General features: G+C 70.4%; 21 protein-coding genes. 11 read left to right on the forward strand and 10 right to left on the reverse strand.

The features are described from left to right. Nucleotides 1-184: 184 nt before the first annotated feature. Nucleotides 185-1144, reverse strand: coding sequence for a sugar-binding transcriptional regulator (locus ACFRAL_RS10140; protein WP_378882377.1), 960 nt, complete (start codon nt 1142-1144; stop codon nt 185-187). An 88-nt stretch (nt 1145-1232) separates the two neighbouring features. Between ACFRAL_RS10140 and ACFRAL_RS10145 the strand changes: the two genes are divergently transcribed. Beyond that, nucleotides 1233-2957 (forward strand): FAD-dependent oxidoreductase, encoded by a 1725-nt coding sequence (locus tag ACFRAL_RS10145; RefSeq protein ID WP_378882380.1) that lies wholly within the window; start codon nt 1233-1235, stop codon nt 2955-2957. A gap of 65 nt (nt 2958-3022) precedes the next feature. Next, nucleotides 3023-4573, forward strand: a complete 1551-nt coding sequence (glpK, locus tag ACFRAL_RS10150) for a glycerol kinase GlpK (protein WP_378882382.1) — start codon at nt 3023-3025, stop codon at nt 4571-4573. Nucleotides 4574-4612: 39 nt separating this feature from the next. Here the strand turns inward: glpK and ACFRAL_RS10155 are convergent, their stop codons facing one another. The 9 genes from ACFRAL_RS10155 to sdhC all read right to left on the reverse strand — a co-directional run bounded on the left by ACFRAL_RS10155 (nt 4613) and on the right by sdhC (nt 13051). Further along, nucleotides 4613-5473 (reverse strand): Fpg/Nei family DNA glycosylase, encoded by an 861-nt coding sequence (locus ACFRAL_RS10155; protein ID WP_378882385.1) that lies wholly within the window; start codon nt 5471-5473, stop codon nt 4613-4615. A 75-nt stretch (nt 5474-5548) separates the two neighbouring features. Continuing rightward, the gene (locus ACFRAL_RS10160; protein ID WP_378882388.1) at nt 5549-6115 is read right to left on the reverse strand and encodes a GNAT family N-acetyltransferase; all 567 of its coding nucleotides are present in this window, start codon (nt 6113-6115) and stop codon (nt 5549-5551) included. 51 nt (nt 6116-6166) lie between these two features. Then, nucleotides 6167-7174 (reverse strand): tryptophan--tRNA ligase, encoded by a 1008-nt coding sequence (gene trpS, locus ACFRAL_RS10165; RefSeq protein WP_336398395.1) that lies wholly within the window; start codon nt 7172-7174, stop codon nt 6167-6169. A 70-nt stretch (nt 7175-7244) separates the two neighbouring features. Then, nucleotides 7245-8111, reverse strand: a complete 867-nt coding sequence (locus ACFRAL_RS10170) for an exodeoxyribonuclease III (protein ID WP_336398396.1) — start codon at nt 8109-8111, stop codon at nt 7245-7247. Nucleotides 8112-8141: 30 nt separating this feature from the next. After that, nucleotides 8142-9407, reverse strand: a complete 1266-nt coding sequence (locus ACFRAL_RS10175; RefSeq protein WP_336398397.1) for a YihY/virulence factor BrkB family protein — start codon at nt 9405-9407, stop codon at nt 8142-8144. Nucleotides 9408-9482: 75 nt separating this feature from the next. After that, complete coding sequence (locus tag ACFRAL_RS10180) at nt 9483-10283, reverse strand: succinate dehydrogenase iron-sulfur subunit (RefSeq protein ID WP_336398398.1); 801 nt, start codon at nt 10281-10283, stop codon at nt 9483-9485. Beyond that, nucleotides 10283-12088, reverse strand: coding sequence for a succinate dehydrogenase flavoprotein subunit (gene sdhA / locus ACFRAL_RS10185; RefSeq protein ID WP_378882394.1), 1806 nt, complete (start codon nt 12086-12088; stop codon nt 10283-10285). The genes ACFRAL_RS10180 and sdhA overlap by 1 nt, the downstream gene beginning before the upstream one ends. Nucleotides 12089-12143: 55 nt before the next feature. Further along, nucleotides 12144-12614, reverse strand: coding sequence for a succinate dehydrogenase hydrophobic membrane anchor subunit (locus tag ACFRAL_RS10190; protein ID WP_336398400.1), 471 nt, complete (start codon nt 12612-12614; stop codon nt 12144-12146). Beyond that, nucleotides 12614-13051 carry a succinate dehydrogenase, cytochrome b556 subunit gene (gene sdhC, locus ACFRAL_RS10195; protein ID WP_336398401.1) on the reverse strand — a complete coding sequence of 146 codons (438 nt, stop codon included), beginning with the start codon at nt 13049-13051 and terminating at the stop codon, nt 12614-12616. The genes ACFRAL_RS10190 and sdhC overlap by 1 nt, the downstream gene beginning before the upstream one ends. 377 nt (nt 13052-13428) lie before the next feature. Between sdhC and ACFRAL_RS10200 the strand changes: the two genes are divergently transcribed. The 9 genes from ACFRAL_RS10200 to ACFRAL_RS10240 all read left to right on the forward strand — a co-directional run bounded on the left by ACFRAL_RS10200 (nt 13429) and on the right by ACFRAL_RS10240 (nt 24335). After that, nucleotides 13429-14592: an endo-1,4-beta-xylanase gene (locus ACFRAL_RS10200; protein ID WP_378882398.1), complete on the forward strand. Its 1164-nt coding sequence runs from the start codon at nt 13429-13431 to the stop codon at nt 14590-14592. A gap of 99 nt (nt 14593-14691) precedes the next feature. Beyond that, complete coding sequence (locus ACFRAL_RS10205; protein ID WP_336398403.1) at nt 14692-15807, forward strand: mannose-1-phosphate guanylyltransferase; 1116 nt, start codon at nt 14692-14694, stop codon at nt 15805-15807. Between the two features lie 181 nt (nt 15808-15988). After that, nucleotides 15989-17137, forward strand: a complete 1149-nt coding sequence (locus ACFRAL_RS10210; RefSeq protein WP_336398404.1) for a BMP family ABC transporter substrate-binding protein — start codon at nt 15989-15991, stop codon at nt 17135-17137. 110 nt (nt 17138-17247) lie between these two features. Further along, entirely contained in the window at nt 17248-18762 is a 1515-nt protein-coding gene (locus ACFRAL_RS10215; protein WP_378882402.1) for an ABC transporter ATP-binding protein, read from the forward strand. Beyond that, nucleotides 18759-20129, forward strand: coding sequence for an ABC transporter permease (locus ACFRAL_RS10220; protein ID WP_336398406.1), 1371 nt, complete (start codon nt 18759-18761; stop codon nt 20127-20129). The genes ACFRAL_RS10215 and ACFRAL_RS10220 overlap by 4 nt, the downstream gene beginning before the upstream one ends. Beyond that, nucleotides 20126-21412, forward strand: a complete 1287-nt coding sequence (locus ACFRAL_RS10225) for an ABC transporter permease (protein ID WP_378882405.1) — start codon at nt 20126-20128, stop codon at nt 21410-21412. Before ACFRAL_RS10220 ends, ACFRAL_RS10225 begins: the two co-directional genes overlap by 4 nt. A gap of 4 nt (nt 21413-21416) precedes the next feature. After that, nucleotides 21417-21818 (forward strand): cytidine deaminase, encoded by a 402-nt coding sequence (locus tag ACFRAL_RS10230; RefSeq protein WP_336398408.1) that lies wholly within the window; start codon nt 21417-21419, stop codon nt 21816-21818. Next, nucleotides 21815-23125, forward strand: coding sequence for a thymidine phosphorylase (locus ACFRAL_RS10235; RefSeq protein ID WP_378882409.1), 1311 nt, complete (start codon nt 21815-21817; stop codon nt 23123-23125). The genes ACFRAL_RS10230 and ACFRAL_RS10235 overlap by 4 nt, the downstream gene beginning before the upstream one ends. 94 nt (nt 23126-23219) lie before the next feature. Next, nucleotides 23220-24335: an adenosine deaminase gene (locus ACFRAL_RS10240; protein ID WP_336398410.1), complete on the forward strand. Its 1116-nt coding sequence runs from the start codon at nt 23220-23222 to the stop codon at nt 24333-24335.

The following is a 24335-nucleotide window of genomic DNA, read 5'->3' on the forward strand; positions in this document are numbered from 1 at the left end:
GGATCGGCCGTGGCGGCATCCGATCGGATGCTGATGCCTCGGCTCGCGGACTGTCACCGCCGGTTCGGATTCTCACCGACCCCGGAGCACGTTGATGCTCACGAGTGTAGTCAACGCGGCATCCGTTCATTCATTCCATGTCTTCGCATGTACTTCGTCGCGAGGCGGGCGCGGCATGCGGCCGTCACTCCAGCAGCGCGCGCGCGGTGGCCTCGTCCACGACCAGGTCGGTGGCGATGCGCGCGGCCAGCGCCCCGCGCAGGCTCGCGAGCTTCGAGACGCCCGAGACGATGCACAGGCGCCGGGGGATCCGCCGCAGCAGGTCGAGGCTCGGGCCCGTCGCGCGGGCGTTGAGCGTGATGCCGTCGCTCGAGCCGTCGGCGCGGTAGAAGACCGTCGCGACGTCGCCGACCACGCCCTCGTCGGCGAGCTCGTCGAGCTCGCCCGCCTCGAGGTAGCCGCCGCTGTACACGTGGCTGGGCACCTGCGAGCCCGCCGAGCCGGTGCTGAAGACGACGAGGTCCATCGACGTCTGCATGTCGAGGATCCGGCGGGTGCTGCGCTCCCGCCACATCGCCCGCTTCGTCGCCGGGTCGTCGAAGAACGCCGGCACCGGGAACTGCTGCGCGCTGCCGTCGTACGCCGCGGCGAAGCGGCTGAGGATCTCGCTGGCGTACAGGAGGCCGGTCGTGTGCGTGTTGCCCGAGCCGTTGAGCTGCACGAACGTCGCGCCGTGGACCGGCTTGGGCACCAGATGCCGGCTCACCGCGGCGGTCGTCGACCCCCACGCGACACCCACCGTCATGTCGTCCTGGACGAGGTCGGCGACGATGTGGGCGGCGGCGATCGCGACGCGCTGGAGGCGGTCGACCTCGGTGGCCTCCTCGGGCACCGGAACGACGTCGGCCGCGATGCCGAACCGCTCGGCCAGCCGCTCCTCGAGTCCCTCGGGGGCGGCGAAGGGAGACCGGATGCGGATGTCGACGATGCCCGCGGCGCGCGCATGGGTGAGCAGGCGCGACACCGTCGAACGCGACGTGCCGAGCTCGCGGGCGATCGCCTCCATCGTGCGGTCCTGCACGTAATAGAGGTGCGCGGCGGTGAGGGCCCGCTGCACCGTCCGGGCGTCGCCGATCTGCTCCATCCGGCCATTGTGCACGTATGTGCATATGGCCTGCAAGGACGTCCAGAGGTGTCATCATGGTCACCAGCGACACGAAAGGGGGCCGGCGATGACGGCGGGTTCGGAGCAAGGATTCGAGAAACTTGCGGCGCGTCCGTATGCCGACGTGCTGATCATCGGGGGCGGCATCAACGGCCTCGCCACCTTCCGCGACCTCGCCATCCAGGGCGTGGACGTCGCGCTCGTCGAGAAGGACGACTTCGTCAGCGGCGCCTCCGCGGCCTCGTCCCACATGATCCACGGCGGCATCCGCTACCTCGAGAACGGCGAGTTCCGTCTCGTGCACGAGGCGGTCACCGAGCGCAACGCGCTGCTCAAGACCGCACCGCACTACGTGCGCCCGCTGCAGACGACCATCCCGATCTTCTCCACCTTCTCCGGCGTCCTCTCCGCTCCGCTGCGCTTCCTCCGCCACGGCGGCGGAAAGCACCGGGAGCGCGGCGCCGCGCTCATCAAGATCGGGCTGGTCATCTACGACTCCTTCTCCCGTGGCGGAGGTCTGTTCGGGCGCGGCACCGTGCCACGCCACACGTTCCACGGCCGCAAGCGCTCGCTCGCGCAGCTCCCTCAGCTGAACCCCGACGTGAAGTACACCGCCACCTACTGGGATGCCTCGCTCCACGACCCCGAGCGCCTGGCGATCGACGTCCTGCGCGACGGCCGCATCGCCGGCGGCGAGCGCGCGCGCGCTGCCAACCACACCGCGGCGGTGGGGGTCGACCGCGGACGGGTCGTGCTGCGCGACGCGCTGAGCGGCGAGGAGACGCGGTTCGCGGCATCCGTCGTCGTCAACGCCAGCGGACCGTGGACGGATCTGACGAACCTGGCCCTGGGCGACCCGACACGCTACATGGGCGGCACCAAGGGCTCGCACATCGTGCTCGACCACCCCGAGCTGCTCGCTGCGACGGGCGGCCGGGAGCTGTTCTTCGAGAACGAGGACGGCCGCATCGTCCTCATCTACCCCCTGAAGGGTCGCGTGCTGGTCGGCACCACCGACCTCGAGCACGAGATGGGCGACCCGGTCGTGTGCACCGAGGCCGAGGTCGACTACTTCATCGACCTCGTCGGGCAGGTGCTGCCCACCGTGCCGGTGCAGCGTTCGCAGATCGTCTACCGGTTCTCGGGCGTGCGGCCGCTGCCTGGCCACGGCGAGCTCTCGCCCGGCTTCGTCTCGCGGGACTATCGCATCGAGTCCGCCCCGCTCGTGGGAGGGGACGCCACGGTCCTGAGCCTCGTCGGCGGCAAGTGGACGACCTTCCGCGCCTCGGCCGAGGACCTCGCCGACCGCGCCCTCGAGCTGCTCGCCCAGCCCCGCCGTCGCTCCACCCGCGGCCTGCCGATCGGCGGCGGCCGGGGCTACCCCGTCACCGAGCGCGCGCGGCAGCAGTGGATCGCCTCGCACGCCGTGGACGTCCCCGCCGCGCGCGTGGCGACGCTGCTGGACCGCTACGGCACGGTCGCGGCATCCGTCGTCGAGGCCATCGCGCAGGACCCGGACGACGCACTCCTGGACCACGCGCCCTCCTACAGCTCGGGCGAGCTGCGGCACCTCGCGGCGACCGAGGACGTCGCGCACCTCGACGACCTGCTCCTGCGCCGCACGAGCATCGCCTTCACCGGCGGTGCGACGCCCGACGCGGTGGCCGAGATCGCCGACGCCGTCGCGCCGGTGCTCGGGTGGGATGCGGACCGCGTATCCCTCGAGATCGCCCGTGCTCTCGAGCGGGTCCACGCCGCCGACCCCACGTGGTCCCCGGCGTCGGCACGATAGCCTGACCGCACCGCGCCCGAGGGCGCCGTCGCGGGCACTGCCGCCCGCCGAGGAAGGAGACGAGGTTGCCCGACCACGTGCTGTCCATCGATCAGGGCACGACCTCGACGCGCGCGATCGTGTTCGACTCCGGCGGCGCGGTCGTCGCCGTCTCGCAGCGCGAGCACGAGCAGATCTTCCCCCGCGCGGGCTGGGTCGAGCACGATCCGGTCGAGATCTGGACGAACACCGAATGGGTGGTGGCCTCGTGCCTCTCGCGCGCCGGGATCGGCGCGTCCGAGGTCGCGGCGATCGGCGTGACCAACCAGCGCGAGACCGCCGTCGTGTGGGAGAAGCGCACCGGCCGGCCCGTGCACAACGCCCTCGTCTGGCAGGACACCCGCACGCAGCCGCGCATCGACGAGATGTCGCGCGACGGCGGGGGCGACCGATTCGCCGACACCACCGGTCTGCCGCTGGCGACCTACTTCTCGGCGTCGAAAGTGGCGTGGATCCTCGACCACGTTCCCGGCGCGCGCGCGGCCGCGGAGGCGGGCGACCTGCTGTTCGGCACGCCCGACACGTGGGTGGTGTGGAACCTCACCGGCGGCGCGCGCGGCGGCATCCATGTCACCGACGTCACCAACGCCTCGCGGACGCTCCTGATGGACCTGCGCACCCTCGACTGGTCCGACGAGCTGCTGGCGACCTGGCGCATCCCGCGGGCGATGATGCCGGCCATCCGCTCCTCATCGGAGGTCGTCGGCGAATCGCTGCTGCCGGAGGTCCTCCACGGCGCCCCGATCGCCGGGATCCTCGGCGACCAGCAGGCGGCGACCTTCGGGCAGGCGGCGTTCGACGCGGGAGAGTCGAAGAACACGTACGGCACGGGCAACTTCCTGCTCGTCAACACCGGGACCGAGATCATCCGCTCCGGCAGCGGGCTCATCACCACCGTCGGCTACCGGATCGGCGACGAGTCCGCGCGCTATGCGCTGGAGGGCTCGATCGCCGTGACCGGCTCGCTGGTCCAGTGGCTGCGCGACAACCTCGGCATCATCCAGCGCTCGGAGGAGGTCGAGACGCTCGCCTCGACCGTCGACGACAACGGCGGAGCGTACTTCGTGCCGGCGTTCTCGGGGCTTTTCGCGCCGTACTGGCGCCCCGACGCACGCGGCGCGCTCGTCGGCCTCACACGCTACGTCAACAAGGGGCACATCGCGCGGGCCGCCCTCGAGTCGACGGCCTTCCAGACCCGCGATGTCATCGAGGCGGTCGTCGCCGACACGGGACGGACGCTCGACGAGCTCCGCGTGGACGGCGGCATGACGCGCAACGACCTGCTGATGCAGTTCCAGGCCGACATCCTCGGCATCCCGGTGGTGCGCCCGAAGGTCGTCGAGACCACGGCGCTCGGCGCCGCGTACGCCGCGGGCCTGGCGACGGGGGTCTGGCGCGACCTCGACGAGCTGCGCGCCCACTGGCAGGAGGACGTCCGCTTCGAGCCGCGGATGGCGCAGGACGAGCGCGAGCGGCGATTCCGGCAGTGGCGCAAGGCCGTGTCGAAGTCGCTGGACTGGGTCGACGACGACGCCCGCGTGCTCATGGGCACCACCGAGACGCCGCCGTTCGGCTGAGGCCTCGACGGGCGCCGCGGGGTCGCGGCGCGTCGGCGCCTACTTCAGCAGGCGCGAGAGGCGGCGGTCCGCGAGGATCCTGCCGCCGGTCTGGCAGGTCGGACAGTACTCGAGCGAGTTGTCGGCGAAGAACACGCTGCGCACCTCGTCGCCGCACACGGGGCAGGTCTCGCCTCGCCGGCCGTGCACCTGCATGCCGCGGCGCTTGGCGTCTTTCAGCTCGGCCGGCGGCTTGCCGGACGCCTCGGCGACGGCATCCGTCAGCGTCTGCGTCATCGCGTCGAAGAGGCGCGTGATGTCGGCGTCCGACAGCGAGGACGCGAGCGCGTACGGCGACATCTTCGCCGCGTGGAGGATCTCGTCGGAGTAGGCGTTGCCGACGCCAGCGATGATCGCCTGGTCGCGCAGCACGCCTTTGATCTGCGTGCGCCGGCCCTCGATGAGGGACGCGAACACGTCGCGCGAGAAGGACGGGTCGAGCGGGTCGGGGCCGAGCCGGGCGATGCCGGGCACGTCGGCGGGCTCGCGCACGACGTAGACGGCGAGCGACTTCTTCGTGCCCGCCTCGGTCAGGTCGAAGCCCGCGCCGTCGGCGAGCGCCACGCGCAGCGCGATCGGTGTCTTGCCGGGGCGGATCACGGTCTTCGGCAGCTCGTCGTACCAGCGCAGCCACCCCGCCTTGGCGAGGTGGAACACCAGGTGCGGGCCGGTCGTGGCGAGGTCGATGAACTTGCCGTGGCGTTCGGCCCCCGTGATCTCGGCGTCCTTCAGCGCGTCGATCGGCGGGTCGTACGTCTTCAGCGCCGCGATGTTCGCGACCGTGGCGCGCTCGATGCGCACGCCGGTGAGCCGCTCGCGGAGGAAGTCGACGAGCCCCTGAACCTCGGGCATCTCGGGCATGCGCTCATCCTGCCATGGGCCCGCGACGGCAGGGCCGCCGAACCCGCCGGGTTCGCGGCGAGCGGCGGGGGCCGGTCAGTCCGCGAGGACCGCCCAGCGCTGCGGCCCGCGGTCGTCGGATGCGAGGAGGCCGGCGATCCAGCCGTCGTCGCGCCCGTGCGCGCCCGTCAGCGCCTTGCGCAGCAGTCCCTCGTACCGGAAGCCGAGCGTGCGGGCGAGCTTGGCAGAGGCGACGTTCCCCACGACCGCCCGCCACTCGATGCGGACCAGGCCCAGACCGTCGGACGAGAACCCCCAGTCGATCACCGCCTCGGCCGCCTCGCGGAGCCGACCGCCGCCGCGAGACCAGGGCGCCATCCAGTAACCGAGCTCACCGGCTCCTCGTCCGTCGACGCGGTAGAACCCGATGGTGCCGACGAGGCGGTCGCTCTCGCGGATGATCCAGGTCAGGTGCTGGCCCGCCTCCCAGTCGCGCGGGATGCGCTCCACGAACGCCGCCGCGTGCTCCCGCTCGTACGGGACCGGCACCGGGGTGTACCGCTGGATGTCGGCATCCTGGCAGGCCGCGTGGATCAGGTCGACATCGGCCTCCCGGGGGAGCGACAGCTCGAGGCGAGGCGTGCGCAGGACGACCGGCTCCATCGGCCCAGCCTAGGGCCGGGCGCGCCGGGTTGCCCGCGGCAGGCCGGGGAGTCAGCGGGTACGGCGGAGCAGCCCCACCTTGTCGTAGACGTCGGCGAGCGTGCGGTTGGCGACTTCTTCGGCCTTGGCGGCGTTCGCGGCCAGCACGCGGTCGAGCTCTGCCGGGTCGTCGAGCATCTGCAGGGCGCGCTCGCGCACGGGACCGAACTCGTTCACCACGACCTCGGCCAGGCCCTTCTTGAAGTCGCCGTAGCCGCGGCCCGCGTACTCGTCCTCGATCGCCGGGATCTGGCGGCCCGTCAGCGCCGCGTAGATCACCAGCAGGTTCGACACGCCGGGCTTGGTCTCGCGGTCGTACCGCACCGACCCCTCGGAGTCGGTCACGGCGCGCATGATCTTCTTCGCCGAGACCGCCGGGTCGTCCAGCAGCCAGAGCACGCCGGCATCCGTCTCGGCAGACTTCGACATCTTCGCGGTCGGGTTCTGCAGGTCGTAGATGCGCGCGGTCTCCTGCTGGATGACCGGCGTCGGCACGCGGAACGTCTTGCCGAAGCGGCTGTTGAAGCGCTCGGCGAGGTCGCGCGTGAGCTCGACGTGCTGCTTCTGGTCGTCGCCGACAGGCACGATGTCGGTCTGGTAGAGCAGGATGTCGGCGGCCATCAGCACCGGGTAGGTGAAGAGCCCGACGGAGGTCGCGTCCGTGCCGTAGCGCTGCGACTTGTCTTTGAACTGCGTCATGCGGCCGGCCTCGCCGAAGCCGGTGATCGTCGACAGGATCCACGCGAGCTCGGGGTGCGCGGGCACGTGCGACTGCACGTACAGCGTCGACTTCGACGGCTCGATCCCCGCCGCGATGTACTGCGCGGCCGTGCGGCGCGTCTTCTCGCGGAGGTGCTCGGGATCCTGCGCGACGGTGATCGCGTGGAGGTCGACCACCGAGAAGAACGCGTCGTAGGACTCCTGCAGATCGCGCCACTGCATGAGGGCCCCGATGTAGTTGCCGATCTGGAGCGAGTCGGCGGAGGGCTGCATGCCGGAATAGAGACGCGACTTGGTCATCCGACAATCCTACAAAGCGGATGCCGCCGCTCCGCGCCGCCCGCGGGTGCCGGCGCGGCTCGGCGAGCGGTCAGCGGCCGATCGTGTAGTCCGCGACGACGGGGGAGTGGTCGCTCCACCGGGTGTCCCACGAGGGCGCCCGCACCACGCGATAGTCGGCGACCCGCGCCCCCAGCTCGGGCGTCGCGAGGTGGTAGTCGATCCGCCACCCGGTGTCGTTGTCGAACGCGCGTCCGCGCATCGACCACCACGTGTAGGGGCCGTCGACGTCGCCGTGGAACCGGCGGCCGACGTCGACCCAGCCGAGGCCCGGGCCGACCGACCCGTCGGCGCCCGTGACGTCGGCACCCTCGTCGCCGAAGAACCGGTCGAAGTACGCCCGCTCGCGGGGGAGGAAGCCGGCCTTCTTGACGTTGCCCTTCCAGTTGCGGATGTCGAACTCGCGGTGCCCGACGTTGAGGTCGCCCATCACGAGGGCGAGCGGCGAGGCGGCGCGCAGCTGCGGCATCCGCTTCTCCATCGCATCGAGGAAGGCCCACTTGGCGTCCTGTTTCGGCGTCTCGGCCTCTCCGGTGTGGACGTAGGCGCTGACCACGATCAGGCGCTCGCCGTCGATGTCGAAGTCGGCCTCGATCCAGCGGCCCGCGCTGTCGAGCACATCGGCGGCGTCCTCCGCCGCGGGCCCGAGCACCCGCCGCACCTCGACCGAGGGCATCCGGCTGGCCACGGCGACGCCGGCGCGGCCCTTCGCCAGCGCCTCGTCGTTGACGATCTCCCACCCGGGCAGGGCCGCGCGCAGCTCGTCCTCGGTCGCGCGCACCTCCTGCAGCGCCATCACGTCGATGTCGGCGGCGTCGAGCCACTCGAGCATGCCCTTCCGCGTCGCCGCGCGGATCCCGTTGACGTTGACAGAGGCGATGCGAACACGGCGAGACACGACGGCAAGACTATCCGGCACCGCCGACACTCACTCGAACAGGCTGCCGGCCTTCTTCTGCACGGGCGGCGTCGCCGCCTCGACCTGGGCCAGCTCGTCCTCGGCGGCGCGGACGGCGCGGTTCGCCGTCCAGATCCGGTACCACGGCGCGCTGTCGCGCGCCTCCTCGGCGGTGCGCAGGCGCACGCGCGCGGCGACCAGGAGCGCCGCATGCTCGGCCGCCAGCCGGTCGGCCTCCGTCTGCGGCAGGAGGGGGATCTCCTCGTCCTGCGCCGACACCGCGATCCACGCGGCGGCGACGAGCATGATGATGCCGATGATGCGGAACCACAGCAGCAGGCCGACGAAGATCGCGAAGGTGGCCAGCAGCGCGTTCGTCGGCGTGTAGACGAAGAGCCAGCCGGTGAACAGCTGCAGGACGGTGATCGCGCCCCCGCCGAGCAGGGCGCCGGGGATGATCCGCCGCGGGGGGAGCTCGGTCCCGGTGAGGAAGCGGATGAGCGCGCCGAGCGCGGCGCTGTAGATGGCGAACGAGATGAGGATCGTGCCGACGGTGGCCGTGACCCCGATCCACCCCGACGCGTCGTCCCAGCCGAGGATCGAGAACACCCACGTCAGCGCCCACGTCCCGATCGAGGTGGCCGCGAAGCCCAGCACGAGGGCGAGCGCGAACAGCCCGGCGCCGATGAGGTCGCGCACCTTCAGGTAGACGTAGCTGCGGCTGTCGGGCGGCAGGCCGAAGATGTCGCGCACCGCGCGGCGCGTGAAGGTGACGAACCCGATCGCGGTCCAGATCAGGGTGCCGAGCGCGATGATGCCTGTGATGCCGAGCACGCCGGCGTTGCTCGTGGCGACCTCGGTCACCTGGTCGGGGGTGAACAGCCCGCCCTCCGGCGCGATGAGACCGGGGATGTAGCTGTTGATGAGGTCGATGAGGCCCTCGATGGCCTGCTCGCTGCCGCCGAGCCAGAGGCCGGTGATCGCGAACGCCACATAGATCGCCGCGAACGTCGCGAACAGCGCCTGGTAGCTCACGCCCGCCGCGAGCAGGAAGCCGTTGTGCTGCAGGAAGTGGCGCCACACGCGCACCGGGAACCAGGCGAGCGTGCGCTGCGTGATCGCCGTCGCGCGGCTCAGCGGCTCGTCGAAGCGCTGACGCAGGCTCGTCTGCGTCGCCTCCCACCGCGCGCGGAGCGACTCCTCCTCGCGCTGGGCGGCGTCGGCCTGGTCCCGGGCTTGCTCGTGGCCCTGCGCATGGCGGCGCGGCTTCTCCTGCGCGTCGTCCCGATGGCTCACGGACCTCACATTATCGACAGACCGATGCCGCATCGCAGTGCGATGCGGCATCCGGTCGTCCAGCGTGCGCGGCGTCTACGGGCGTCCGCGCAGAACCGCCTGCTTCACCTCGGCGATGGCCTTGGTGACCTCGATGCCGCGGGGGCACGCCTCGGTGCAGTTGAAGGTGGTGCGGCAGCGCCACACGCCCTCCTTGTCGTTGAGGATGTCGAGGCGCACATCGCCGGCGTCGTCGCGCGAGTCGAAGATGAAGCGGTGGGCGTTGACGATCGCGGCCGGTCCGAAGTACTGGCCGTCTGTCCAGAACACCGGGCACGACGAGGTGCACGCGGCGCACAGGATGCACTTCGTGGTGTCGTCGAAGACCTCGCGGTCGACGATGGACTGGATGCGCTCCTTGCCCGGCTCCGGCGTGGAGCTCGCGATGAGGAACGGCTGCACCTCGCGGTACGACGCGAAGAAGGGCTCCATGTCGACGACGAGGTCCTTCTCCAGCGGCAGGCCCTTGATCGCCTCGACGTAGATCGGCTGGGAGATGTCGAGATCCTTGATGAGGGTCTTGCACGCCAGGCGGTTGCGGCCGTTGATGCGCATCGCGTCGGAGCCGCAGATCCCGTGGGCGCACGAGCGCCGGAAGGTCAGCGACCCGTCGACCTCCCACTTGATCTTGTGGAGCGCGTCCAGCACGCGGTCGGTCGAATAGAGCTCGACGTCGTAGTCGACCCAGCGCGGCTCCTCGTCGACCTCCGGGTCGAAGCGACGGATGATGAACGTGACGAGGAACGACTGGATGCCGGTGTCGCTCGCGGTCTCCTGCGCGCGCACGGGGGCGTCGGCGTCGGTGCGCTCGATGACGTCGGTTGCCGAGGTGGCCATCAGTACTTCCTCTCCATCGGCTGGTAGCGGGTCACCACGACGGGCTTCCAGTCGAGGCGGATGTGGTCGTCGGCCTTCGACGAGCCGGCATCCCCCGAGAGATACGCCATCGTGTGCTGCATGTAGTTCTCGTCGTCGCGCTGGGGGAAGTCGTCGCGCATGTGACCGCCGCGGCTCTCCTTGCGGTTGCGCGCGGTGACGACGACGACCTCCGCGATGTCGAGCAGGAAGCCGAGCTCGACGGCCTCGAGCAGGTCGGTGTTGAACCGCTTGCCCTTGTCGTCGACGTGCACGTTCCGGAAGCGCTCGCGGAGCTCCTCGATGACCTCGAGGACCTCGCCGAGCGACTCCTCGGTGCGGAAGACCTGGGCCTTGCGGTCCATCTCGTCCTGCAGCTTCTTGCGCAGGACGGCGATGCGCTCGGTGCCCTGGTTGTTGCGCAGGCCCTCGATCAGGTTGCGCACCTCGGCGGCGGGGTCTTCGGGCAGCGGCACGAAGTCGGCGCTCTGCACGTACTGGACCGCGTTGCGGCCGGCCCGCTTGCCGAACACGTTGATGTCCAGGAGCGAGTTGGTGCCGAGGCGGTTGGAGCCGTGTACCGACACGCACGCGCACTCGCCGGCGGCGTACAGGCCCGGGACGACCGTGGTGTTGTCGCTGAGCACCTGCGCGTCGTTGTTGGTCGGGATGCCGCCCATCGCGTAGTGCGCGGTCGGCATGACGGGCACGGGCTCCACCACCGGGTCGACGCCGAGGTAGGTGCGGGCGAACTCGGTGATGTCGGGGAGCTTGGTCTCGAGGACCTCGGCGCCCAGGTGGGTGCAGTCCAGCAGCACGTAGTCGCGGTGCGGGCCGGCGCCGCGTCCTTCGGCGACCTCCTGCACCATGCAGCGGCTGACGATGTCGCGGGGCGCGAGGTCCTTGATGGTCGGCGCGTAGCGCTCCATGAAGCGCTCGCCGCTCACGTTCCGCAGGATCGCCCCCTCGCCGCGCGCGCCCTCGGTGAGCAGGATGCCGAGTCCGGCGAGGCCCGTCGGGTGGAACTGGAAGAACTCCATGTCCTCCAGGGGCAGGCCCTTGCGCCAGATGATGCCGACGCCGTCACCGGTGAGGGTGTGGGCGTTGGAAGTCGTCTTGAAGATCTTGCCGAAGCCGCCGGTGGCGAAGATCACGGCCTTCGAGTGGAACACGTGCAGGTCGCCCGTGGCGAGCTCGTACGCCACGACGCCCGCGACCTCGGTGCCGCCGTCGGCGTTCTTCACCGTGATGAGGTCGAGGACGTAGAACTCGTTGAAGAAGTTGATGCCGAGCTTGACGCAGTTCTGGAACAGCGTCTGCAGGATCATGTGGCCGGTGCGGTCGGCGGCGTAGCAGGCGCGGCGCACCGGGGTCTTGCCGTGATCGGCGGTGTGGCCGCCGAAGCGGCGCTGGTCGATCTTGCCCTCGGGCGTGCGGTTGAAGGGCAGGCCCATGTTCTCGAGGTCGATGACCGCGTCGATGGCCTCCTTCGCGAGGATCTCGGCCGCGTCCTGGTCGACCAGGTAGTCGCCGCCCTTGACGGTGTCGAAGGTGTGCCACTCCCAGGAGTCCTCTTCGACGTTGGCCAGCGCCGCCGCCATGCCGCCCTGCGCCGCGCCGGTGTGGGAGCGGGTGGGGTACAGCTTGGTGATGACGGCGGTCTTCGCGCCGGGGCCGGCCTCGATGGCGGCGCGCATGCCCGCGCCGCCGGCCCCCACGATGACGATGTCGAACTGGTGGTAGTGGACGCCGTCCTTGACGTAGGAGTCCGCGGTCTGAGTGCTCACGTGTGGGGTGCCTCTGTTCTGTGCTGCGTTCTGAGTCGTGGCGAGGGGGTCTGCGTCAGGCGCTGCAGATCTCGGCCAGGACGCTTCCGTCGCTGAGGTTGGGGATGCACGGGTCGAAGGTGAAGACCACGAGCGTGCCGAGGAGGATGAGGAAGGCGGCGGTGAGCCACAGCGCCCACACCAGCACCCGGCGGGTCTTGTCGTGCATGACGTAGTCGTTCACGATCGTCCGCATGCCGTTGGCGCCGTGGATGAGGGCGAGCCAGAGCATCAGCACGTCCCACCACTGCCAGAACGGCGAGGCGAACTTGCCGGCGACGAAGGCGAAGTCGATGCCGTGGATGCCCTCGCCGAGCATGAGGTTGACGAAGAGGTGGCCGAAGATCAGCACCACCAGCAGCACGCCCGAGGCGCGCATGTAGATCCAGCCCCACTTCTCGAGGTTCGGTCCCTTGCGGCGCACCGCGGTGCGCGGGGAGCGGGGGTCGGCGATCGCGGCGCCGCCCTGCGTCTGTCCGAGGGTCATCAGTGCTCTCCTCCCCAGCCGTAGGCGAAGACGATCGACAGGTGGCGTACGGCGAAGGGGATCATCGTCGCCAGGAACAGGGCGATGACGCCCCACCACAGCTGGCGCTGGTGGCGGGTCGCCCAGGGCCAGAAGTCGACCAGGATGATCCGCAGCCCGTTGTAGGCGTGATAGGCGACGGCGCCGACCAGCACGACCTCGCCGAGCCCCATGATCGGGTTCTTGTACGAGCTCATCACTGCGTCGTACGCGTCCGGCGCGACCCGGATCAGGGCCGTGTCGAGGATGTGCACGAGGAGGAAGAAGAAGATGGCGACGCCGGTGATGCGGTGGAGCACCCATGACCACATGCCCTCGTTCCCGCGGTAGAGGGTGCCGCGGGGGACTCGGGAGGTGGTCTCGGATACCGACGGTGTGACGCGTGCTGGTGCAGACACGTGCGTCCTCCTTGGATCGAAACACGGTGGGGCGGCCTCGGCGGACGAGGACGGCCCCCGGAGAGGGCCCCAAACGGTGGGCTTCGGGCCGTCGGCGTCACGCGGGCGCTGCGTCCATCCTATTCCCGCATTCGGGGCACGGGCGACGAAGGGCATCCTTACGATGCCTTCTTCCGGAGGGATCTTCGCATGCGTGAAGAACACCGTTTGTTTCGCCCGGCGGCCACCTCGGCAGCGCTCGGCCGGGTCCGGTCGCGGCCGGTGTCGAAAATGCGCCGAAACTCTTTGCCCGCCCGGGAGACCCCGCCTAGCTTTTGTTGGACACAAGAACATATGCGTCGCTGCGGCGACGCCGACGAAGATGTCAGGAGTTCTCCATGCGTCGATCCCTTCGATCGCTTCTGGTGGCCACGGCCGCCGCTTCCCTCGTGGTGCCCCTCTGGGCGGGCACGGCCGCCAACGCCGAGCCGCCCGGATTCAGCCACGCCGACAAGGACACCCTGCGCAATCAGGCCCCGCGCGATCTCGCGATCGGCAGCGCCGTCTGGGCGCAGCGGGATCTCCTCTCCTATGACCCCGCCGCGCCGACGGAGCTGCAGCGGGTCCTCGGCGCCCAGTTCTCCTCGGTGACCCCCGAGAACGACATGAAGTGGGATGCCATCCACCCGGCGCCCGACGTGTACGACTTCGCGTCCGCCGACGCGCTGGTCGCCTTCGCCGAGGCGAACGGTCAGGAGGTCCGCGGCCACACGCTCCTCTGGCACAGCCAGAACCCGGCCTGGGTGACCGCGGCGAGCAGCACGTGGACCTGCGACGACGCTCGGGCCGTGCTGGAGGACCACATCCGCACCGTGGTCGGCCACTTCAAGGGCGAGATCTACGAGTGGGACGTCGCGAACGAGATCTTCCAGGACAACTGGGACGCGGGCGGGGTCCGGCTCCGCACCGAGGCCAACCCGTTCCTCCGGGCGTGCGCCGACGACCCGGTCGCGCTCATCGGGGATGCCTTCCGCTGGGCGCACGAGGCCGATCCCGACGCCGTGCTGTTCCTCAACGACTACAACGCCGAGGGCATCAACGAGAAGACCGACGCGTACTACGACCTCGCGCAGCGCCTGCTCGCCGACGGCGTGCCCCTGAGCGGGTTCGGCGCGCAGGGGCACCTCAGCCTGCTGTACGGCTTCGACACCTCCATCCAGGCGAACTTCGAGCGGTTCGCCGCGCTGGGACTGAAGGTCGCCGTGACGGAAGCGGACGTGCGCATCCCGCTGCTCGACGGTGAGACGGGCCCGACGCCTGCCCAGGTCGCCGAGCAGGCCGCGCGCTACGACGCGATGCTCGAGGCGTGCCTGAACGTCCCCGCATGTTCGTCGTTCACCGTGTGGGGCTTCCCGGATGCCAACTCGTGGGTTCCCGCCGTCTTCCCCGGCGAGGGCTGGGCGACGATCTTCGAGGACGACTTCTCGCCGAAGCCGGCCTTCGACGTCATGCTCGCGTCGCTGCGCGACGCCACGCCCGGCATCTCGCCGAGAAGGGGCTGACCTCCACGACGGCGGCGGGCAGGCGATGCCCGCCGCCGTCGTCATGCGCCCGCCACGCGCGCGCCATCCCGGCGAAAACCGGCCCGATAGCCTGGGGTCATGTCCGGACGCATCGACGACTTCTACGCCGTCATCCCCGCGGGTGGCATCGGCAGCCGGCTCTGGCCGCTCTCGCGAGCCGACGCCCCCAAGTTCCTGCACGATCTCACCGGCTCCGGGCGCACCCTGCTGCGCGACACCTGGGACCGGCTGGAGCCCCTGGCCGGTGCGGACCGCATCGCCGTGGTGACCGGTCGCGCCCATCGCGCGGCCGTGGAGAGGGAGCTCCCGGGCATCCCCGACCACAACGTCTTCCTCGAGTCCGAGCCGCGCGACTCCACCGCGGCGATCGGCCTCGCCGCGGCGATCCTGGCGCGCCGGGAGCCCGACGTCATCATCGGATCCTTCGCAGCCGACCACGTCATCCGCGTGCCGCAGCTGTTCGACTGGGCCGTGCGCCAGGCGGTCGCCACCGCCCGCGAGGGGTACATCTGCACAATCGGCATCCAGCCCTCCGAGCCGTCGGTCGGCTTCGGCTACATCCGCAAGGGCGACGCGCTGACCGTGGAGGGTGCGCCCGAGGCGGCCCTGGTGGAGAGCTTCGTGGAGAAGCCCGACCTGGAGACCGCCAAGGAGTACTTCGCCGACCGCAACTACCTGTGGAACGCGGGCATGTTCATCACGCGCGCCGACGTGCTGCTGGGAGAGATCGCCGAGAGCGACCCCCACCTGTACGCGGGCCTCATGGACCTGGCCGAGGCCTGGGACGACCGCGACCGCCGCGGCCCGGTCGTGGACCGCGTCTGGCCGACCCTCACCAAGATCGCCATCGACTACGCCGTCGCCGAGCCCGCCGCGGCGAAGGGCCGCCTCGCCGTGATCCCCGGGCACTTCGACTGGGACGACGTGGGCGACTTCGCCAGTCTCGCCAAGCTCAACTCCGGCGGGCGCAAGAACGATCTGGCGATCCTGGGTGAGAATGCACGGGTGCTGTCCGACGCCGCCAGCGGCATCGTCGTCAGCCAGACCCGCCGCGTGATCAGCGTCATCGGGGTGCGCGACATCGTGGTCGTCGACACCGAGGACGCCCTCCTGGTCACCACGAGCGAGCATGCGCAGCGGGTGAAGGGCGTCGTCGACGCGCTCAAGCTGAGCGGGCGCGGCGAGGTGCTCTGACGAGGAAGTGATGGGACCGGATGCCGCGAGCCGCGGCATCCGGTATCGAACTCGTCTCGCGATATTGCGTCTTTGTAACCATTCCGCTCGCGGGGGCCCGGACGCATGCAACTCCGGCGTCACAATGGGTAACTTGATGCAGTCCCCGTGAAGGCCGCGGGGGAACGTAGTGGAGGCTGAGTTGACCATCTCACGCACCAAGAAGCTCGTCGGCGTCACCGTCGCCGCGGGCATGCTGATCGCCCTCGCGGGCTGCGGCTCCGCCCCGGAGGAGACGGACCCCACCGGTGACGCAGGCGGCGACGTCGTCGAGGGCTTCACGCCCTGCCTGGTCTCGGACGACGGCGGCTTCAACGACAAGTCGTTCAACCAGTCGGCCCTCGAGGGCATGGAGCGCGCCGCCGAGGAGCTCGGCGTCGAGGCGATCGAGGTCGAGTCGAGCTCGGCCAACGACTACGCCCCGAACCTCGAGAACCTGATCGCCGAGGGCTGCACGTTCATCGTGTCGGTCGGCTTCAAGCTCTCGGCCGACACCATCACGTCGGCCAACGCCAACCCCGAGGTGAGCTACGCCATCATCGACGACTGGGCCGACAACACCGGCGCCAAGGACGACGAGGGCAACGACATCGGCGACGGCACCACCGACGCCCCCAACATCAAGCCGCTCATGTTCGACACGGTCCAGGCCGCGTACCTCGGCGGCTACGCCGCGGCCGCGTGGTCGGCGCAGTCCGGCGTCAACAAGGTCGGCACGGTCGGCGGCATCCCGATCCCGCCGGTGACCATCTTCATGGACGGCTTCGTCGACGGCGTCGAGAAGTACAACGAGGACAAGGGCGCCAACGTCGAGACCTTCGGCTGGGACGTCGAGGCTCAGCAGGGCTCGATGACCGGTGGCTTCCAGGCCAACGACACCGCCAAGCAGGCCATGCAGGGCGTGCTCGACCAGGGCGTCGACGTCATCCTCCCGGTCGGCGGCCCGATCTACCAGAGCGCCCGCGACGCCATCACCGACGGCGGCACCGGCACCGTCATGCTCGGTGTGGACTCCGACCTCGCCGTGGCCGACCCGTCGGTCGCCGACATGGTGCTCGTCTCGATCATGAAGCGCATCGACGAGGCCGTCTACCAGGCCACGCTCGAGGCGTCGACCGGTGACTTCGACGTCACCCCCTACGTCGGCACGCTCGAGAACGAGGGCGTCGGCCTCTCCGGCTTCGGCTCGTTCGAGTCGCAGCTGCCCGAGGGTCTGACCGACGAGCTCGACGCGCTGCGCGAGCAGATCATCTCGGGTGAGCTCGAGGTCACCTCGCCCAGCTCGCCGTAAGGCAGGGCAGGTGTGACACGCGGCCGGGTGGACGATTCCACCCGGCCGCGTTCTTCCGGGCACGGCAGCCACCATGGCGCCACCGCCGAATGGATATATAAGGTGCAGATATGAAGCTCGAGCTCCGTGGCATCACGAAGCGGTTCGGCTCCCTCGTCGCGAACGACCACATCGATCTGGTGGTCCAACCGGGTGAGATCCACGCTCTTCTGGGGGAGAACGGCGCCGGCAAGTCCACGCTCATGAACGTCCTCTACGGCCTGTATCAGGCGGACGAGGGCGAGATCCTGCTGAACGACGTCGTCCAGCACTTCCGCGGCCCCGGCGACGCGATGAACGCCGGCATCGGCATGGTGCACCAGCACTTCATGCTCATCCCCGTCTTCACCGTGGCCGAGAACGTCATGCTGGGCCACGAGGACACCAAGGCGCTCGGCGCCCTCGACCTCGCCAAGGCGCGCCAGCACGTGCGCGCCGTCGCCGACCGGTTCGGGTTCGAGGTGGATCCCGACGCGATCGTCGGCGACCTCCCCGTCGGAGTCCAGCAGCGCGTCGAGATCATCAAGGCGCTCTCCCGCGACGCGAAGGTGCTCGTGTTCGACGAGCCCACCGCGGTGCTCACGCCGCAGGAGACCGACGAGCTGATGGCGATCATGCGGCAGCTGCGCGACGAGGGCACCTCGATCGTCTTCATCACCCACAAGCTCCGCGAGGTCCGCGCCGTCGCCGACCGCATCACCGTCATCCGGCTCGGCAAGGTCGTGGGCGAGGCCGCGCCCACCGCGTCCAACGCCGAGCTCGCGTCGCTCATGGTGGGCCGCGCCGTCGAGCTCACCGTCCACAAGGAGCCGGCCACGCCCGGCACGGGCGGCCTGGAGGTGCGCGATCTGCGCGTCGTCGCCGCCGACGGCACCGTCGTCGTCGACGACGTGAGCTTCGACGTGCGGCCCGGCGAGATCCTCGCGGTGGCCGGTGTGCAGGGCAACGGCCAGACCGAGCTCATCGAGGCCATGGTTGGCCTCGCCGACCGCGTGACCGGTTCGATCGAGCTCGACGGCGTCGAGCTCGTCGGCAGGAGCGTGCGCGGCATCCTCGACGAGGGTGTCGGGTTCGTCCCCGAGGACCGCACCGAGGACGGCCTCGTCGGCACCTTCACCGTCGCCGAGAATCTGATCCTCGACCGCTCCGGCGACAGCGCCTTCATCTCGGGCGGCACGATCCGCCGGGGCGTGCTGGACGAGTTCGCCAGGGCGCGGATCGCCGAGTACGACATCCGCACGCAGGGCCCGGACCTGCCCGCCGGCACGCTCTCGGGCGGGAACCAGCAGAAGGTCGTCATCGCCCGGGAGATGAGCCGCGACCTCAAGCTCCTCGTCGCCGCGCAGCCCACGCGCGGCGTCGACGTCGGCTCAATCGAGTTCATCCACAAGCGCATCGTCGAGACCCGCGATGCCGGCATCCCCGTCGTCGTCGTCTCCACGGAGCTCGACGAGGTCGCCGCGCTGGCCGACCGCATCGCCGTCATGTACCGCGGTGCGATCGTCGGCATCGTGCCCGGCGGAACCCCCCGTGACGTTCTCGGCCTGATGATGGCCGGCGAGAAGCCTGAGGAGGCGGTCGCGTGAGCGGTCAGACCCCTGCCGCGAGCGGCGAACCGCTGAAGGGTGGACTGCCCCCCGAGCAGCTGCCCCCGGTCTCCGGACCCCTGACGGGGTCGCCCGACCTCCCCGCACCCACGCCGACCGCGCCCGGCGCCGTCGACGGCGAGGTGCCGCCGCCGCCCCGGCAGAACGTCTTCATCAAAGAGCTGCTGCGCAGCAACTGGGTGACGACCGTTCTCGCGATCGTCGTGGCCATGGTCGTCGGCGGCATCCTCATGGCGCTCACCGACGAGGACGTCCAGGAGGCGGCGGGGTACTTCTTCGCCCGCCCCACCGACACACTCGCGGCCATCTGGAACGCGGTGTACGGCGGGTACGAGGCGATGTTCCGCGGCGCCATCTTCAACCCCCGCGCCAATGACTTCGCGACGCAGATCCGCCCGCTGACCAACACCCTCGGGTTCGCGGCGCCGCTGATCGCCGCGGGCCTCGGCGTGGCGCTGGCGTTCCGCGTCGGCCTGTTCAACATCGGCGGTCGCGGCCAGATCCTCATCGCCTGTGCGACGGCGGCGCTGCTGACGTTCAACCTCAACCTCCCGATGTTCCTGCAGCTGCCGCTGACGCTCGCCGCAGGCATCGCCGGCGGCGCGATCTGGGGTGGCATCGTCGGTGTGCTGAAGGCCCGCACCGGTGCCCACGAGGTCATCCTCACGATCATGCTCAACTACGTCGCGTTCTACCTCGTGACGTGGATGGTGCGCACCTCCGGCATCCTGCAGCGGCCCGCCGGGGACCAGCCGATCTCGTCGGCGACCCCCGCGAACGCGCAGTTCCCCGAACTGCTCGGGCCGCGCTTCCCGCTGCTGGACTGGGGCTTCATCATCGTGATCGGGGCCACCGTCTTCGTCTGGTGGCTCGTCGAGCGCTCCGGCCTCGGCTTCCGGCTGCGTGCCGTGGGTGAGAACCCGCACGCCGCGCGGGCGGCGGGCATCTCGGTGCAGCGCATGTACATCTACGCGATGCTCTTCGCCGGCGGCCTCGCCGGCCTGGCCGGCATGAACCAGATCCAGGGCTCGGTGACCACGGGCTTCGACGGCCTCATCGACGCGGGCATCGGCTTCGACGCGATCACCGTGGCGCTCCTCGGCCGCAGCCGGGCGTGGGGCGTGTTCGCGGCGGGCCTGCTGTTCGGCGCGCTCAAGGCCGGATCGTTCACGATGCAGGCCTCGCAGGGCATCCCGGTCGACATCGTGCTGGTCGTGCAGTCGCTCATCGTGCTGTTCATCGCCGCACCGCCGCTGATCCGCACGATCTTCTTCCTGCCCAAAACCGATGCCGAGAAGGCCGCGAAGGCCAGAGCCAAGGCCGCGAAGAAGGCGGTGTCCGCATGACCGCCCTCGCCCCCGCTCCCGCCGCAGGAAGCACCGTGCAGCACTCCACGGTGAAGGTCCGCCATCTGAAGATGCCCATCACCCTCGCCATCGCGACGGTGCTGCTGGCCCTGCTGTTCCTCCTCGTGCCGCGCGACGGCGTCAGCACGTTCCGGCTGGGCGACCCCGGCTCGTCCATCGCGCTGCCGAACGTCAGCGTCCCGACGGCGCCGACGTGCTGGATCCTGATCGTCCTGCTCGTCCTGCTGACCCTGTTGGCCTTCTGGAACGCGGTCTCGTATCGCCGCACCGGCATGTGGCTTCCGATCGTGTTCGGCGTCCTCGCCGTGTTCGCGTTCCTGGTGTGGGCCTCCGCCGGCGGTCTCGTGCCCGTCACGGGGCTGCTCTTCGGCGCGCTGTCGCTGTCGATCCCGCTGATCTTCGGCGCCCTGGGCGGCGTCATCGGCGAGCGCGTCGGCGTGGTCAACGTCGCGATCGAGGGTCAGTTCCTGTTCGGGGCGTTCAGCGCGGCGCTGCTGGCGAGCATCACGCACAACCCGTTCGTCGGCCTCGTCGGCGCGATGGTCGGCGGCGTGCTCGTGGCGTTCGTGCTGGCCGCGTTCTCGATCAAGTACCTCGTCGACCAGGTGATCGTCGGTGTGGTCCTGAACGTCCTGGTCACCGGCCTGACCGGATTCCTCTACGGCGCGCTGCTGGTGCCCAACGAGTCCGAGCTCAACCGCCCGGTGCGCTTCACGCGCTGGGAGATCCCGGTGCTCGGCGAGATCCCGATCATCGGGCCGGTGCTGTTCAACCAGACGTTCATCGTCTACCTCATGTACATCACGGTCGCGGTGGTGGCGTGGGGCCTGTACCGCACCCGGTGGGGCCTGCGCCTGCGCGCGGTCGGCGAGCACCCGCAGGCCGCCGACACCGTGGGCATCAAGGTGAACACGAGCCGCTTCTGGAACGTCTCGCTCGCGGGCGCCATCGCCGGAATCGGCGGGGCGTACTTCACGCTGGTCTCGGTGGGGCAGTTCACCAAGGAGATGACGGCGGGCCTCGGCTTCATCGCCCTCGCGGCCGTCATCTTCGGCCGCTGGGATCCGATCCGCGCGACGCTGGCGGCGCTGCTGTTCGGCTTCGCGACGAACCTGCAGAACCTCCTCACGGTGCTGCGGACGCCGATCCCCAGCGAGTTCATGCTGATGCTTCCGTACGTCGTGACCATCATCGCCGTCGCCGGCTTCGCGGGGCAGATCCGCGGCCCCGCGGCAGCGGGCAAGCCGTACATCAAGGGATGACTCCGTGACCGATATCGACTGGGACGAGCTGCGGGCCGCGGCGACCGATGCGATGGAGCGCGCGTACGCGCCGTACTCGCGCTACAAGGTCGGCGCGGCGGCGCTCGTGACCGACGGGCGCATCGTGACCGGCTGCAACGTCGAGAACGCGTCGTACGGCGTCGGCCTGTGCGCCGAGTGCGGCCTGGTGAGCGAGCTGCAGAACTCGGGCGGCGGCGGTCTCGTCGCCTTCGTGTGCGTCAACGGTCACGGCGACACGATCATGCCGTGCGGTCGCTGCCGGCAGCTGCTCTTCGAGTTCGCGATCCCCGGCATGCTGCTCGAGACCGTCTCGGGCATCCGCACCATCGACGAGGTGCTGCCCGACGCCTTCGGGCCGCGGGACCTCGAGGAGGCGGGGCGATGAGCCAGCAGAGCACGGATGCCGCGGTGGAGCCCTTCGACGCCGTCGACGTCATCCGCGCCAAGCGCGACGGGGGAGCGGTCCCCGAGGCCGCGCTGCGCTGGATGGTCGACGCGTACACGCGCGGCTATGTCGCGGACTCGCAGATGGCGGCGTTCGCCATGGCGGTGCTCCTGAACGGCATGACGCGCGACGAGATCCGCGTCATGACCGATGCGATGATCGCGTCGGGGGAGCGTATGAGCTTCGCCGGCCTCGGCAAGCCCACGGTCGACAAGCACTCGACCGGGGGCGTGGGCGACAAGATCACGCTGCCGCTGGCGCCCCTCGTCGCGTCGTTCGGCGTCGCCGTGCCGCAGCTGTCCGGCCGCGGCCTCGGCCACACCGGCGGCACCCTCGACAAGCTCGAGTCGATCCCGGGCTGGCGCGCGGCGCTCTCGAACGACGAGATGTTCGCGCAGCTGCGCGACGTCGGCCCGGTCATCTGCGCCGCCGGGTCGGGCCTCGCACCGGCCGACAAGAAGCTCTACGCGCTGCGCGACGTCACCGGCACGGTCGAGGCGATCCCGCTCATCGCCTCGAGCATCATGTCGAAGAAGATCGCCGAGGGCACCGACTCGCTCGTGCTGGACGTGAAGTTCGGCTCCGGGGCGTTCATGCGCGACGTCGACCGTGCGCGCGAGCTGGCGCGGACGATGGTCGAGCTCGGCACCGACTCGGGCGTCGCGACGACGGCGCTCCTCACCGACATGAACACGCCCCTCGGCTTCGCGATCGGAAACGCCAACGAGGTCCGCGAATCGGTCGAGGTGCTCGCCGGCGGCGGACCCGCTGACGTGGTCGAGCTGACGGTGGCGCTCGCGCGCGAGATGCTCGCGCTCGCGGGACAGCCGGACGCCGATGTCGAGGCCGCGCTGCGCGACGGCCGTGCGATGGACACATGGCGCGCGATGATCTCCGCGCAGGGCGGGGATCCGGATGCCGCCCTCCCCGCGCCGAACGACACCCACACGGTGTCGGCGCCCCGGAGCGGGTTCGTCACCCGCCTGGAGGCGCTCCCGTTCGGGATCGCCGCCTGGCGCCTCGGCGCAGGGCGGGCGCGGGCCCAGGACCCGGTGCTGCACGCCGCGGGCATCGACCTCCACGTCAAGCCGGGCGACGAGATCGCCGCCGGACAGCCGCTGTTCACCCTCCTCGGACAGGATGACTCGCGGTTCGAGCGCGCCCTGGACGCACTGGAGGGCGCGTGGGAGATCGGGACGGATGCCCCCGCCTCGTCGCCCCTCGTCCTCGAACGCATCACTGCCTAGACTGTTCAGTCGCGCGTGCCACGACACGACGCGGCGCCGGGCAGCGGCATCCGTCATCACACCCCCACTCGCGATCGCAACCGAGGAGAACTCCATGCCCATCGATCAGCACGGCGACGCCATCCTCGACGGACTGTCGGTCCGCGGCCTGCCGAAGGTGTCGCTGCACGACCACCTCGACGGCGGCGTGCGCCCGGCGACGATCATCGAGCTCGCCGACGCGATCGGGCTGGAGGTTCCCGAGACCGACCCGGACGACCTCGCGGACTGGTTCGCCGAGAAGAGCGACTCGGGCTCGCTCGTCGAGTACCTCAAGACGTTCGACCTGACGACGGCGGTCATGCAGACCCGCGAGGGGCTCACGCGCGTCGCGCGGGAGTTCGTCGAGGACCTCGCCGCCGACGGCGTCATCTACGGCGAGGTGCGCTGGGCTCCCGAGCAGCACCTCGGCCGCGGCCTGTCGCTCGACGAGGTCGTCGCCGCCGTGCAGGAGGGCATCGAGGAGGGCGAGGATGCCGCCGAGCGTCGCGGACGCGACATCCGCGTCGGACAGCTCATCACGGCGATGCGCCACACCGACCGCTCGCTGGAGATCGCGCGGCTCGCGGTGGACTGGCGCGGCCGCGGCGCGGTCGGCTTCGACATCGCCGGGCCGGAGGACGGATTCCCCGCCTCGAATCACCGCGACGCCTTCGACTACCTCGCGTCGGAGTTCTTCCCGGCGACCGTGCACGCCGGAGAGGCCGCGGGGCTCGACTCCATCCGCTCGGCGCTGATCGACGGCCGCGCGCTGCGACTCGGCCACGGCGTGCGCATCGCCGAGGACCTCGAGGTCGTCTCGCGGGCGGGCGAAGAGGTGCTCGTGCAGTTCGGCGATCTGGCGCGCTGGGTGCGCGACCGCGAGATCCCGCTCGAGCTGTCGCCGTCGTCGAACCTGCAGACCGGCGCGATCGAGCGCTGGGGCACCACGATGGAGGATCACCCCTTCGATCTGCTGTACCAGCTCGGCTTCTCGGTGACGGTGAACGTCGACAACCGCACGATGAGCCGCACGTCCCTGACGCGCGAGCTCGCCCTGCTGGCCGAGACGTTCGAGTACGGCCTCGACGACCTCGAGGCGTTCCAGCTCAACGCCGCCGCGGCCGCGTTCCTCCCGGTGGAGGAGCGCGAGGAGCTCATCGAGCTCATCGCCGAGGGCTTCGGCGCCTGA

Origin of the sequence: Microbacterium sp. NPDC056736 (assembly GCF_042790415.1) — a bacterium.
Lineage (GTDB): Bacteria > Actinomycetota > Actinomycetes > Actinomycetales > Microbacteriaceae > Microbacterium.

Excerpts from the sequence above, each read along its gene's own strand:
- ACFRAL_RS10145 (WP_378882380.1), top strand. The coding sequence starts at position 1,233 with ATGACGGCGGGTTCGGAGCAAGGATTCGAGAAACTTGCGGCGCGTCCG.
- ACFRAL_RS10200 (WP_378882398.1), top strand. The coding sequence starts at position 13,429 with ATGCGTCGATCCCTTCGATCGCTTCTGGTGGCCACGGCCGCCGCTTCC.
- ACFRAL_RS10160 (WP_378882388.1), bottom strand. The coding sequence starts at position 6,115 with ATGGAGCCGGTCGTCCTGCGCACGCCTCGCCTCGAGCTGTCGCTCCCC.
- ACFRAL_RS10215 (WP_378882402.1), top strand. The coding sequence starts at position 17,248 with ATGAAGCTCGAGCTCCGTGGCATCACGAAGCGGTTCGGCTCCCTCGTC.
- trpS (WP_336398395.1), bottom strand. The coding sequence starts at position 7,174 with ATGACCAAGTCGCGTCTCTATTCCGGCATGCAGCCCTCCGCCGACTCG.
- ACFRAL_RS10225 (WP_378882405.1), top strand. The coding sequence starts at position 20,126 with ATGACCGCCCTCGCCCCCGCTCCCGCCGCAGGAAGCACCGTGCAGCAC.
- ACFRAL_RS10190 (WP_336398400.1), bottom strand. The coding sequence starts at position 12,614 with ATGACCCTCGGACAGACGCAGGGCGGCGCCGCGATCGCCGACCCCCGC.
- ACFRAL_RS10240 (WP_336398410.1), top strand. The coding sequence starts at position 23,220 with ATGCCCATCGATCAGCACGGCGACGCCATCCTCGACGGACTGTCGGTC.
- ACFRAL_RS10235 (WP_378882409.1), top strand. The coding sequence starts at position 21,815 with ATGAGCCAGCAGAGCACGGATGCCGCGGTGGAGCCCTTCGACGCCGTC.
- ACFRAL_RS10155 (WP_378882385.1), bottom strand. The coding sequence starts at position 5,473 with ATGCCCGAGATGCCCGAGGTTCAGGGGCTCGTCGACTTCCTCCGCGAG.
- ACFRAL_RS10205 (WP_336398403.1), top strand. The coding sequence starts at position 14,692 with ATGTCCGGACGCATCGACGACTTCTACGCCGTCATCCCCGCGGGTGGC.
- ACFRAL_RS10180 (WP_336398398.1), bottom strand. The coding sequence starts at position 10,283 with ATGGCCACCTCGGCAACCGACGTCATCGAGCGCACCGACGCCGACGCC.
- ACFRAL_RS10140 (WP_378882377.1), bottom strand. The coding sequence starts at position 1,144 with ATGGAGCAGATCGGCGACGCCCGGACGGTGCAGCGGGCCCTCACCGCC.